The organism is Bradyrhizobium sp. CB1717, assembly GCF_029714325.1.
Lineage (GTDB): Bacteria > Pseudomonadota > Alphaproteobacteria > Rhizobiales > Xanthobacteraceae > Bradyrhizobium.
The window spans coordinates 1233297-1244020 of the sequence record NZ_CP121666.1; the positions used below are offsets into that span (position 1 = coordinate 1233297).

9 protein-coding genes are annotated in these 10724 nt (G+C 63.8%); 6 read left to right on the forward strand and 3 right to left on the reverse strand.

Annotated elements, in window-relative coordinates:
- Positions 1-64 precede the first annotated feature (64 nt).
- The 6 genes from QA649_RS05850 to QA649_RS05875 all read left to right on the forward strand — a co-directional run bounded on the left by QA649_RS05850 (position 65) and on the right by QA649_RS05875 (position 6901).
- The gene (locus QA649_RS05850; protein WP_260387773.1) at positions 65-940 is read left to right on the forward strand and encodes a branched-chain amino acid ABC transporter permease; all 876 of its coding nucleotides are present in this window, start codon (positions 65-67) and stop codon (positions 938-940) included.
- A 4-nt stretch (positions 941-944) separates the two neighbouring features.
- Positions 945-2096 carry a branched-chain amino acid ABC transporter permease gene (locus QA649_RS05855; protein WP_283023355.1) on the forward strand — a complete coding sequence of 384 codons (1152 nt, stop codon included), beginning with the start codon at positions 945-947 and terminating at the stop codon, positions 2094-2096.
- Positions 2093-2851, forward strand: a complete 759-nt coding sequence (locus QA649_RS05860; protein ID WP_018643391.1) for an ABC transporter ATP-binding protein — start codon at positions 2093-2095, stop codon at positions 2849-2851. Before QA649_RS05855 ends, QA649_RS05860 begins: the two co-directional genes overlap by 4 nt.
- A gap of 4 nt (positions 2852-2855) precedes the next feature.
- Complete coding sequence (locus tag QA649_RS05865) at positions 2856-3644, forward strand: ABC transporter ATP-binding protein (protein WP_283023356.1); 789 nt, start codon at positions 2856-2858, stop codon at positions 3642-3644.
- A gap of 77 nt (positions 3645-3721) precedes the next feature.
- Positions 3722-5560 carry an AMP-dependent synthetase/ligase gene (locus tag QA649_RS05870; RefSeq protein ID WP_283023357.1) on the forward strand — a complete coding sequence of 613 codons (1839 nt, stop codon included), beginning with the start codon at positions 3722-3724 and terminating at the stop codon, positions 5558-5560.
- 141 nt (positions 5561-5701) lie between these two features.
- Positions 5702-6901, forward strand: a complete 1200-nt coding sequence (locus QA649_RS05875; protein ID WP_283023358.1) for an ABC transporter substrate-binding protein — start codon at positions 5702-5704, stop codon at positions 6899-6901.
- A gap of 259 nt (positions 6902-7160) precedes the next feature.
- Here QA649_RS05875 and QA649_RS05880 read toward each other — a convergent pair whose 3' ends face one another.
- From QA649_RS05880 to QA649_RS05890, 3 genes are all read right to left on the reverse strand, one after another.
- A complete protein-coding gene (locus tag QA649_RS05880) occupies positions 7161-8126 on the reverse strand; it encodes an IS5 family transposase (RefSeq protein WP_283020138.1) in 966 nt (321 codons plus the stop codon).
- Positions 8127-8218: 92 nt separating this feature from the next.
- Positions 8219-9343, reverse strand: a complete 1125-nt coding sequence (locus QA649_RS05885; RefSeq protein WP_283023359.1) for a hypothetical protein — start codon at positions 9341-9343, stop codon at positions 8219-8221.
- Positions 9344-9503: 160 nt separating this feature from the next.
- On the reverse strand, positions 9504-10235 hold the full coding sequence (locus QA649_RS05890; RefSeq protein ID WP_283023361.1) for a transglutaminase-like cysteine peptidase: 732 nt from the start codon (positions 10233-10235) through the stop codon (positions 9504-9506).
- Between the last annotated feature and the right edge of the window lie 489 nt (positions 10236-10724).

Here is a 10724-nt window from a genome sequence, read left to right on the forward strand (position 1 = left end):
CTGGACACAAGATGCGGCGAGGCGGCCGAAAGATCCGCCGGTTGCATCGGGAGGAAGCGCGGCGATGCTGGATTTCGTTCAGCAGCTGGTCAGCGGTGTTGCGCTCGGCTGCGTCTACGGCCTGATCGCGCTCGGCTTCGTGCTCGTCTACAAGGCCACCGAGGTCGTCAATTTCGCCCAGGGCGATCTGATGATGCTGGGCGGCTTCTTCGCCTTCACCTTCATCGGCATGATGGGCCTGAACTACTGGATCGGCTTTGCCGGTGCGGTGGCCGCCATGGCGCTGTTCGGCATGCTGGCCGAGCGCGTGGTGGTGCGGCCGATCCTCGGCTATCCGCAATTCTCCATCATCATGGCCACGATCGGCCTCGGCTATTTCCTGCGCTCGATCGCCGGCATGATCTGGGGCACCGACGATCTGAAGATCGAGACGCCGTTCAGCCAGGGCGTGCTGCGGATCGGGTCGCTGGTGCTCGCCTACGACAAGTTGTCGGTGATCGCGGCGACGATGATCCTGTGCACGCTGCTCTATCTGTTCTTCAACAAGACCACGCTCGGCACCGCAATGCGCGCCAGCTCCGAGAACATGCTCGCGGCCTATTACATGGGCATTCCGGTCAAGCGGGTGGTGTCGATCGTCTGGGCGATCAGCGCGGCGGTGGCGACCTGCGCCGGCGTGCTGCTGGCGCCGATCACCTTCATCCATTCCAATGTCGGTCTCGTGCTCGGTCTCAAGGCCTTTCCGGCCGCGGTGCTCGGCGGCTTCGGCTCGATCCCGGGTGCCGTGGTCGGCGGCGTCCTGATCGGCGTGATCGAGAGCATGGCAGGGTTCTATCTGGCCGAAGGCTGGAAGGACGTCGCGCCCTATATCGTGCTGCTTACCGTGCTGCTCTTGAAGCCCGAAGGCCTGTTCGGCCTTCACGTCCGCAAGAAGGTCTGAACGCATGCGCTTCCTGTTCAAGACCGACTACGAGGACGACATCAAGCTGTTTCCGCATTCGGGCTATTTCGTCTCCTACGGCATTCTGCTCGCGCTGCTGCTGATCGCGCCCTATTTGCTTTCCAGCTATCTGATGAGCCAGCTCGTCTTCGTCTGCATCTATGCAACCGTCGGCGTGGCGCTGCTGATCCTGACCGGCTTCACCGGGCAGGCCTCGCTCGGTCATGCTGCGTTTCTTGCTATCGGAGCCTACACTGCGGCGTATTTGCAGAAATACAACGTGCCGTTTCCGGTCTACTTCCTGGCCGCCGGCGCCTTGACCGGCCTCATCGGCGCGATGGTCGGATTTCCCGCGCTGCGCCTCACCGGCATCTACCTCGTCATCGCCACCATCTCCTTTGCCCTGATCGTCGAGGAGATCCTGGCGCGGTGGGAGAGCGTCACCAACGGCAACGAGGGCATGCGGGTCAAGACGCTGTCGCTGCTCGGCGTCACCGTGCCGCGCGACAGCCCGACCTTCTATTATCTCTGCCTTGCCGTGCTGGTGCTGACCATCGTCGGCACGCTCAACCTGCTGCGCTCGCCGACGGGGCGCGCCTTCGTCGCGATCCGCGACAGCGAGACGGCAGCGCGCAGCATGGGTGTCAATGTCGCGCTCTACAAGGTGAAGTCCTTTGCGATCTCGGCCGCGATCACCGGCTTTGCCGGCGTGCTGTTCGCGCACAAGCTCTCCTTCATCTCGCCGGAGATGTTCACGCTCCAGCTTTCGATCGAGTTCATCATCGTGATCCTGATCGGCGGCACCTTCAGCCTGCACGGCGCCGTGCTGGGCGCGATCTTCATCGTGATGATCGATCCGTTCCTCACTTATCTGAAGGACGACATGCCCGGCATCATCGCCGGCATCGCCGCGACCTTCGGTGCCGGCACGGCGACGGCGGGCAATATCCAGTCCAAGGTCGCGGCCTTCGCCTCGCTCAACGGCCTGAAGGGCGCGATCTACGGCATCATCATTGTCTTGTTCGTGCTGTTCGAGCCGCTCGGGCTCTACGGCCGTTGGCTCAAGATAAAACTCTTCTTCCAGCTGTTCCCGCTCTACAAGCGCGCCACCTTCAAGCGGCAGAAGATCTACGTGAAGTCGGAGCGCAACCGATGAGCTATTTCCGCGCCGAGAACCTGTCGCTGCATTTCGGAGGGCTCAAGGCGGTCGATGCGGTGTCGTTTGCGGTCGAGAAGGGCGAGATCCTCTCGATCATCGGGCCGAACGGCGCCGGCAAGAGCTCGATCTTCAACCTGATCTCGCGCATCTACCGGCCGACCTCGGGCCGCATCTTCTTCGAGGATCAGGACATCACCGAGCAGCCGCCCTACGACATCGCCAAGCTCGGCATCGCCCGTACCTTCCAGAACATCGAGCTGTTCGAGAATGCGACCGTGCTGTCGAACCTCCTGGTTGGCCGCCACCGCCATTCCACCACGCAGCTCTGGCAGGAGCTGCTGTTCCTGCCGAGCGTGCGGGCCAGCGAGAAGGTGCACCGCCGCCGGGTCGAGCAGGTCATCGAGCTCCTCGACCTCGAACCCTATCGCGACAAGCTGATCTCGGGCCTGCCCTACGGCGTGCGCAAGGTGATCGAGCTGGCGCGCGCGCTGTGCTCGGAGCCGAAGCTGATCCTGCTCGACGAGCCGTCCTCCGGCCTCAATGTCGAGGAGACCGACGACATGTCGTTCTGGATCCGCGACATGAAGAGCGAGCTCGGCGTCACCGTGCTGATGGTCGAGCACGACATGTCGCTGGTCAACCGCGTCTCCGACCGCGTCATCGCGCTGAACTACGGCCGCGTGCTGGCGATGGGCTCGCCCGCCGAGGTGCAGCAGCATCCCGACGTCGTCGCCGCGTATCTGGGAGCCTGACGCGATGGACGCAGCCGTTTCGCCCGACATCATCCTAAAACTCTCCAACGTCGAGAGCTATTACGGGCCGATCATGGCGATCCGCGGCATCTCGCTGGAGGTGCCGCGCGGCCGCATCGTCACGCTGCTCGGGGCCAACGGCGCCGGCAAGACCACGGTGCTGAAGACGATCTCCGGCATCCTCGATCCGCAGAAAGGCGCGATCGAGTTCATGGGCAAGCCGATCCAGCGCATGGAGGCAGACCGGATCGTCCGGCTGGGCCTCAGCCACGTGCCGGAGGGGCGCGAGGTGTTCCCGTTCCTCTCCGTGCGCGAGAACCTGATGATGGGCGCCTATCCGCGCAAGGACCGCGACGGCGTCGCGGAGGACATGGAGCGCGTCTACGGCTATTTCCCGCGGCTCAAGGAGCGCATCAACCAGCCGGCCGGCCAGCTCTCCGGCGGCGAGCAGCAGATGCTCGCGATCGGCCGGGCGCTGATGAACCGGCCGACGCTGCTCTTGCTCGACGAGCCCTCGCTCGGCCTGTCGCCGCTGCTGGTGAAAGAGATCTTCACCATCATCCGGCGCGTCAACGAGGAGCAGGGCATGTCGATCCTGCTGGTCGAGCAGAACGCCAAGGTGGCGCTGGAGACCGCGCATTACGGCTATGTGCTCGAGATCGGCCGCATCGTCATGAACGACAACTGCGACCGCTTGATGCATTCCCAGGACATCCAGGAGTTTTACCTTGGCGCCAAGGAAGCCGGCGCGCGAGGCGAACGGCGCTGGAAGAAAAAGAAAACTTGGCGTTAGATGGACGAGCCCATCCGCAAGACAAAGACCGCCGGTAAGGCAGGCAGCGGAGGGGGAAGGCGAAGGAGGAGACGCGCATGGCCCGACCGGCGGTGCTGACGGTCGCTGATACGATCGCAAGGAGCTTTTTGCTTGCCGCGGAGATGCGGGGCGACCGGCCGGCAATCCGCGAGAAGAAGTTCGGCATCTGGCAGCCGACCAGCTGGCGGGAATGGCTGGAGATCTCGAAGGAGATCACCTACGCGCTTCGCGCCATCGGCTTCATGCCCGGCGAGGTCGCCTCCATCATCGCCAATGCCGTGCCCGAATGGGTCTACGCCGACATGGGCATCCTGTGCGCCGGCGGCGTCTCCTCCGGAATCTATCCGACCGATTCGTCGTCCCAGGTCGAGTATCTCGTCAACGATTCCGCGACCCGCGTGATCTTCGCCGAGGACGAGGAGCAGCTCGACAAGATCCTCACCTGCCGCGCGCGCTGCCTGTCCCTGCAGAAGATCGTCGTGTTCGACATGGAGGGCCTCGGCGGCTTCTCCGACGACATGGTGATGTCGTTCGACGAGTTCCGCGCGCTCGGGCGCAACCACATGGTCGGCCGCGAAGCGCTGTGGCAGGAGATGATCGACAGCCGCAGCGCCGGCGATCTCGCGGTGCTGGTCTATACCTCCGGCACGACAGGCCCGCCCAAGGGCGCGATGCACGCCAACCGCAGCGTCACGCACCAGATGCGGCACGCCAACGACTTCATCCCGGCGCGCGAGGACGAGGACCGGCTGATCTTCCTGCCGCTCTGCCATGTCGCCGAGCGCATCGGCGGCTATTACATCTCGGTCGCGCTCGGCTCGGTGATGAACTTCGCCGAAAGCCCGGAGACCGTGCCGGACAATCTGCGCGAAGTGCAGCCGACCGTCTTCCTCGCGGTACCCAGGATCTGGGAAAAATTCTATTCCGCCATCACCATCGCGCTGAAGGATGCGACGCCGCTGCAGCAATGGGTCTACCGTCGCGCCATCGACATCGGCTATCGCATGGTCGACTGCCGGATCGAGGGCAAGGCGCCGCCGCTGTCGCTGCGCATCGCCAACCGATTTGCCTACCAGTTCGCCTTCCGCAACATCCGCCGCATGATCGGGCTCGACCGCTGCCGCATCGCCTTCACGGGCGCAGCGCCCATCGCGCCGGAATTGATCCGCTGGTATCTCGCACTCGGCATCGACATGCACGAGCTCTACGGCCAGACCGAGAATTGCGGCGTCGCCACCATGATGCCGGCGGACCGGATCAAGCTCGGCTCGGTCGGCACCGCCGTGCCCTGGGGCGAGGTCACGCTGTCGCCCGACGGCGAGATCCTGATCAAGGGCGACTTCCTGTTCATGGGTTACCTCAACCAGCCGGAGAAGACCGCGGAGACGATCGATCAGCGCGGCTGGCTGCACACCGGCGACGTCGGCACCATCGACAATGAGGGTTTCGTCCGCATCACCGACCGGATGAAGGACATCATCATCACCTCCGGCGGCAAGAACATCACCCCGTCCGAGATCGAGAACCAGCTCAAATTCTCGCCCTACATCTCCGATGCCGTGGTGATCGGCGACAAGCGGCCGTATCTCACCTGCCTCGTGATGATCGACCAGGAGAATGTCGAGAAGTTCGCGCAGGATCACGACATCCCCTTCACCAATTACGCCAGCCTGTGCCGGGCGACGGAGATCCAGGACCTGATCTGGCGCGAGATCGAGGGCGTCAACGCCAATTTCGCCCGCGTCGAGACCATCAAGCGGTTCTATCTGATCGAGCGCCAGCTCACGCCGGAGGACGAGGAGCTGACGCCGACCATGAAGCTGAAGCGCAGCTTCGTGAACAAGCGCTACGCCGCCGAGATCGACGCGATGTATCGCGAGCGCGCGGTGGCGTGACGCGCGCGCATGCCCCGGAAAAGTGGGAACCGGTTTCCCGTGAAGGGGCATGCGCAAAAAAGAAAAGTCGCGTTTGAGAAAGCGAAGGAGCGACGGCCCCCGCCCTTCGCACAATACGGGCCCAAAGGAGAGGAGACGTCAATGTCGAGATCGTTCAACGCGTTCGGCCTTGCTATGGGCGCTATCGCGCTCGGTTGTCTGCCGGCCGTCGCGCAAACCAAGGTCACCAATGAAGGCATCTCGGCATCCGAGATCGTCATCGGCACCCATCAGGATCTGTCGGGTCCGATCAAGGGCTGGGGCGTGCCCGTCTCCAACGGCATGAAGATGGCCGTCGAGGAGGTCAACGCCGCCGGCGGCGTCAACGGCCGCAAGATCCGCCTGGTGGTCGAGGACAGCGGCTACGATCCGAAGAAAGCCGTGCTGGCCTCGCAGAAGCTGATCGAGCGCGACAAGATTTTTGCGATGGTGGGGCCGATGGGATCGCCCACCGTGCTCGCCGCGCAGGATATCCTGCTCGACGCCGGCGTGCTCCAGCTCTTCCCGCTGACGGCGGCCGAGTTCACCTTCAAGTTCGATCCGGCCAAGCCGCAGGAGCGGCTGAAGTTCAACAACCTCCTGCCCTATGTCGAGAGCACGCGCGCCGCGCTCAAATACATGATTGAGGCAAAGAATTTCAAGAAACCGTGCATCATGCATCAGGACGACGAGTACGGAAAAAACGTGCTCGATGGTTTTAACCAGCAGCTCGCCGCCATGAAGGTGCAGCCGGCCTCGATCACGAGCTACAAGCGCGGCGCCTCCGACTTCTCGGCGCAGGTCGCCAAGATGAAGTCCGACGGTTGCGACCTCGTCGTGCTCGGCGCGGTGCTCCGTGAGCCGATCGGCACGATGACCGAAGCGAAGAAGCTCGGATGGGACGTCACCTTCCTCGGCGCCACGCCCGTTAACGTGCTCGAAGTGCCGGCGCTCGGCAAGGACGTGGTGGAAGGCTTGTATGCTGCTTCGAACTTCGAAATTCCCTATGAAGACACCGCGAAAGGAAAGGTGAAGGACTGGCTCGTCAACTACAAGAAGATGTTTAACGCCGACGCCAACACCCAGGCGATCATTGGCTACAATGCGGTGATGACGTTCGCGCATTATGCCAACAAGGCTGGCAAGGATCTCAGTGGCCAGAAGATGCTCGACGCGCTGGAGTCCGGCGACAAGTTCCAGGACATCTTCAATTCGCCGCCGACGGTGTTCTCGAAGACCAACCATCTCGCCACCACCATCACACAGGTCCAGCAGGTCAAGAACGGCCGCTGGGTTCTGGTGAAGGACAATCTGATGTTTTGATGTTTCGGCGGCGTGACGCTGCACCCTCTCCCCTTGTGGGAGAGGGTGGATCGCCGCGAAGTGGCGAGCCGGGTGAGGGGTTCTATCCTCACGAACGGTCTTGCGTGGTGAGAACCCCTCATCCGGCGCTTCACGCCACCTTCTCCCACAAGGGGCCTGTTGCGCTACGGCCTTTTGAGGCAGGAGACGTAGGGAGAGAGGGCTGTGTTGACGCCGATTGTCAGGCCGAGATCTGTACTTGGTGCCCTTGGCGGGCGTCTCAGGCGGCGAGCGCGGCCCAGCGCCTCATGTTGAACGCGATGGAGGCAAGCAGGACCTGCCCGCTTGCCTTCATGAGACCGACATAGCGGATGCAGGTCAGCCGCATGCGGCGTTTGAGAGTGGCGAAGGTGGTCTCGACCTGGGCTCGTCGGCGCGCGATGAGGAGGTTGTAGCGTTTGAGCCGAGGCGGTAGCTCCGGGTGATGTCGGTTGGGACGACGGGCGATGCGGGGCTTCTTGCCTTCCGCTTTCAGCCGAGCCCGTCGGGCATGGGTGTCGTAGGCTGCATCGGCCCACACCACGGCTTCATCGCCACGGATCAGTTCGTCGGCCGGCGTTGTGTCGTTGACATTGGCGGGCGTGGTCAGGACTGCGCGGATCAGGCCGGATCCCTCGTCGACACCCATGTGAGCCTTGTAGCCGAAGGTCGAACCACCCTTGCCCTGCCGCTTGGTAAACCGGGCATCTGGGTCGTTTGAGGGACGATCCTGCTTCGGAGGGGTTGACACCGCCTGGATCAAGGTCGCATCCAGCATCGTGCCGCGCTTGAGGATGACCCCGGCATTCTCGAGCTGGCGATCCAGCTCGCCAAACAGCTTCTCCAACAGCCCTTGTTCGACGAGCTGGTTCCGGAAGCGGTTCAGAACCGTGTGGTCGGGCGTCGCATCTTCGAGGCTCAAACCGACGAAGCGCTTGAACGACAACCGGTCGCCCAACGCTTCCTCGAGTTCGCGTTCCGAAAGACCATAGAGCGACTGCAACAGCACCGCACGAAACAGCACCAGCACCGGATAGCCTGGACGACCGGGGCTCCCTTCATCCCGCAGATGGCCGATCAGCTTCTCGAACCGGTACCACTTGACCAGGCCAGCCAGCCGATCCAGCGCTGCATTGGCGCCGGCCCCCTTCGGCATCAGTGCTTCCACAAAGCTCGGCTGTCCCGTCCGCTTAACCGCCATCGTCATCCCCTCAAGGCTTTGCCCTAGGGAATCACAACTGGCGAATTACGCAACAGGCCCACAAGGGGAGAAGGAAGAAAGCGCGCGCGGAGAGAGTCCTACGATCCCCCGCCCGCCGTCCCCGAGTTCACCGGCGCCAGCTCGTCTTCCCGGCAGCGCCAGCCGTCGGCGGCTTTGACGAAGGCGAAGGTTCGCTGGATCCTCAGCCGGCGCGTGACGTTGAAGGCCTCGCCGGAGCGCTCCCTCGTGCCGGCGCCCGGCTGCGGAAGACCCGTCCGGGGGTCCCAGCAGGTGCCGGTGCAGCCGGAGGCGACCTTGCTGCAGGTGGTGAAGGGCGCCAGCACCACCATCTCGATCTCGCCCGTGACCTGCGCCTCCTGGTCGGTCACCTGGCTGTCGACGGCGTAGACGCGATTGATGCGCAGGAAATTGCCGCAGGAATTGGCCGCGTGGATCCGCGCGGCGCAGAAATCGACGGCATCGGTGTCGGGCGAGTGAGCCGCGACCTGCCGGCCGAACACCTTTTTCGGATCGCCCTTGGCAGCGCGGATCTCGTCGGCCTTGCGCGTGAGGTAGTCGGCGAGACAATCCTCCGCAGGCTCGAGCTCCTGCAGCGGCACGTTCTCCTTGCCGACGAGATTGCACTTGCGATCGCGCTCTCGCGTCCACCTTCCGTATTCGGCGAAGGCAAAGCGCGCCGCGGTCGGGTCGAGCTTGCCGATCAGGCCGAGCACCTCGCCATTGAGCTCCGTCTCGGCGAGCGCCAGCGACGGGTCCGCGCAGATCAGCGCGCCCGCCGCCGTATTCGCGGCGAGGCAGTCGAAATCGGGATCGCGCAGGATCGCGGCGCGCTCCTCGGTCACCTTGAGCAGGCACGCCTTCACGCGGTCGAAATCGTCGGCGCGGATCGCGGTCTGGCCGACGATGCCGCAACCGAGATTGCGCTGGCGGCCCCAGATCGCATTCTCCTCGATCGCCGGCAGGCGATCGGGCAGGCGGGCGAGCCGCGCCTCGATCGCGGTGTTCAGCTTCGCGGCGGCGGCGGCGAGCTCGGTGTCACCGCAGAACAATTGATTGCCGGGATCGCGAATCTGCTGACAGTTGTTCCTGGCGAACAGCGGCAGCCGGTCGGCGACGGAGCGGTCGGGGGTGCTGGATTGCGCGAAGCCGGGCGCCGCCGGCAACGTCAGCAGCGCAAGCAAAATCAGCAAGATGAACCGCATTCCAGTCGCCCCCGCGTAGAAGCGGCCATGCTAGCGTCCCGGATCGCGCGGTGGAATGGGTTTGTGCCCCGTAGCCCGGATGGAGCGTAAGCGTAATCCGGGATTCGTGCAGCGACAGCGGCCCCGGATTTCGCTCCGCTCCATCCGGGCTACAAGATGATCAGTGCGCCTCGGCGGGCGCCATCGACAGCCGCATCGGCTCGTCGACATATTTCATCACGGCCGACTGGTAGAGCACGAACAGCGGCTGGTAGGTGCGCGCAGCATCGTCCGCGACCATCGCCATGCGGCGGTTGTCGAGCATCAGCCAGTGGCCGTCCAGTTTTGCGGCCACGACCGCATGCTCTTCGCCGGCCCTGACGTCGCGCACCACGACGAGGCGGAGGTCCTCGGTGGCGACGCCCGCAAGCCGCAGTGCGGCCAGCTTGGCGATGGCATAGTCCTCGCAATCGCCGGCGCCGCGCGCGAAGGTCGCAAGCGGCGAGCTCCAGACGTCGTCGGTGCCGTCATTGGCGGGGTGGATGGCGAGATTGATGGCGCGGTTGGTCTCGCCCAGCCGCGCGCGGCCGTCGCGGGCACGGGCCTGGTCGACGATGGCCAGCAGCTTGAGGGCTGCGGGCGAGGCGCAATTGTCGCGGTCGCCGTCGCATAGCGCGAGCTGCACCATGTCGTCGTCGAGCCTGGATTTCAGCGCGGACCATTTCTGCTGGAGTCCGCCGGACGAGATCGCGAAGGCGAACACGCCGAACGGCTCGGCGGACTTGCGTACGAGCGCGCCGGCGCCCGGCGACAGCAGCGTGCCGGCGCGAAGCTCGGCGGCCGATCCGAACAGGACCAGTCCGCAGACGACAAGGATTGCGCGCCAGGCGCGCGAGCGAGCAGCGGTCTCCATCTGACATCCCCTTCCGGCTTCGCCGAGGTCTCTCGACCGCGACGTGCCGGGCTTTGTTGCTTTCGCGGAGATAGTGCGAGGCGGGCCGTTTTGTTCTGCTTAACGCGCCCGGCAGGGGTCCCAAAACCGTGGGACAGGCTGAAACAAGCCCGCCCAAATTGCGTAAAATTTTACGAATCGCCGGCTAGGAGGTGACCGGCGGCGGTGAAAATGCTTCGATTGCAAGCGTAGGTTGTGGTGGCGCCGATTCTGGGTCCTATGGCTAACAAGCCCGCGATTTCACGGGGTCTGTTAGTTAGGTCACAGATTTAGCTCCGTATTTGCCGCAGGATGCTGTGGGGAACCCCTGGGAAAAGATGACATCAGTATCTGCTGTCAGATCTATACAGCAGGTTACTTTGGATGCTTGGAAATGTCCGCAAAAAAGCCGAATTCGACTTCAGAATACTGTAGGTATTACTGCGGTTCCTTCCCAGTAGCGCGGTTTTC

What these genes read in the sequence shown, in the direction of transcription:
- QA649_RS05850 (WP_260387773.1), top strand. Translation starts at nt 65, where the DNA reads ATGCTGGATTTCGTTCAGCAGCTGGTCAGCGGTGTTGCGCTCGGCTGC.
- QA649_RS05855 (WP_283023355.1), top strand. Translation starts at nt 945, where the DNA reads ATGCGCTTCCTGTTCAAGACCGACTACGAGGACGACATCAAGCTGTTT.
- QA649_RS05860 (WP_018643391.1), top strand. Translation starts at nt 2,093, where the DNA reads ATGAGCTATTTCCGCGCCGAGAACCTGTCGCTGCATTTCGGAGGGCTC.
- QA649_RS05865 (WP_283023356.1), top strand. Translation starts at nt 2,856, where the DNA reads ATGGACGCAGCCGTTTCGCCCGACATCATCCTAAAACTCTCCAACGTC.
- QA649_RS05870 (WP_283023357.1), top strand. Translation starts at nt 3,722, where the DNA reads ATGGCCCGACCGGCGGTGCTGACGGTCGCTGATACGATCGCAAGGAGC.
- QA649_RS05875 (WP_283023358.1), top strand. Translation starts at nt 5,702, where the DNA reads ATGTCGAGATCGTTCAACGCGTTCGGCCTTGCTATGGGCGCTATCGCG.
- QA649_RS05880 (WP_283020138.1), bottom strand. Translation starts at nt 8,126, where the DNA reads ATGACGATGGCGGTTAAGCGGACGGGACAGCCGAGCTTTGTGGAAGCA.
- QA649_RS05885 (WP_283023359.1), bottom strand. Translation starts at nt 9,343, where the DNA reads ATGCGGTTCATCTTGCTGATTTTGCTTGCGCTGCTGACGTTGCCGGCG.
- QA649_RS05890 (WP_283023361.1), bottom strand. Translation starts at nt 10,235, where the DNA reads ATGGAGACCGCTGCTCGCTCGCGCGCCTGGCGCGCAATCCTTGTCGTC.